Annotated in this window: 1 protein-coding gene; it reads left to right on the plus strand. The window is 61.1% G+C overall.

What is annotated here, in order from left to right; genetic code table 11:
• Window positions 1-11: 11 nt before the first annotated feature.
• On the plus strand, window positions 12-1,016 hold a 1,005-nt coding region (locus E1J61_RS37220; RefSeq protein WP_256376159.1), incomplete at its 3' end, for a DNA cytosine methyltransferase.

The following is a 1,016-nucleotide window of genomic DNA, read 5'->3' on the forward strand; positions in this document are numbered from 1 at the left end:
AAGTAGGTCACCTGGTCGTCGCGGCTCTCGTGATCCTCAACAAAGCCGCTCCGGCCATTGTGACTATCGAGAATGTGCCGACCTACGCGAATACGGCCTCGGCCAGCATTCTCCGATCTCAGCTTCGCGATCTGGGCTACACCACACACGAACGCATTCTGAATGGCAAGGAGTGGGGTGCCATCGAGGGTCGTGACCGGTGGTGCATGGTTGCCGTCACGCAGGGGATCGATTTCGATTTCGAGCAGCTGATGCCGCCGAAGGCGATGCGCCAGGTGATTGGGGATCTGCTCGAAGACATCCCACCAGAGGACGCACGCTGGGGAACCATGAAAGGCCTCGTTGAAAAGGAGGCGCGCGACCTCGCCGCAGGCAAGAACTTCAAGATGCAGGTCTACACGGCTGACGAAGAGTCCGTTGGGACCATCACAAAAGGCTACGCCAAAGTCCGGTCGACTGATCCGAAGTTGCGGCATCCGGATAACCCGTCGCTGATGCGTCAGTTCACCTCGATCGAGCACGCGCGCTTTAAGCAGGTGCCCGAGCACCTGCTTGGTGACGCGTCAGAAACCTTGAAACACGAGATGCTCGGCCAATCCGTGATCTATGAGAAGTTCGCCGATGTGGGGCATCACATCGGCAACTCGGTGAACCGCTTCGCCGGGCGCCCCGAAGTCGAGATGCGCGACCGGATCGCTCAGGGCTTTCAAGACCAGCTCGGCGTGGACCAGGATGTCGCTCAACTGGCCGCGCATGTCGTCGCGGACCTCCGACGTGCGGAGCCTGGCGACAGTCGCTACGTCGGACCGATTGTCGCCGTACGTCAGGATCTTGTCGTGCAGAAGATCGATGACGTGTCGGGCATCCTGCACCAGGCCGTGGCATTGCGTGAGATGCCGAAACTCGGCCAAGCGGTCGAGATTCGCTATCGCGACGGCTCCGCTGTTGTGATGGCCGCTACCAACAATGCCGCGCTGCCTGCGCCGGCACCGACCGACTCGCCCGCGGTCCGTAGT

The sequence above is a fragment of the Cupriavidus sp. L7L genome (assembly GCF_004353535.1).
In the GTDB taxonomy this organism is placed as follows: domain Bacteria; phylum Pseudomonadota; class Gammaproteobacteria; order Burkholderiales; family Burkholderiaceae; genus Cupriavidus; species Cupriavidus oxalaticus_A.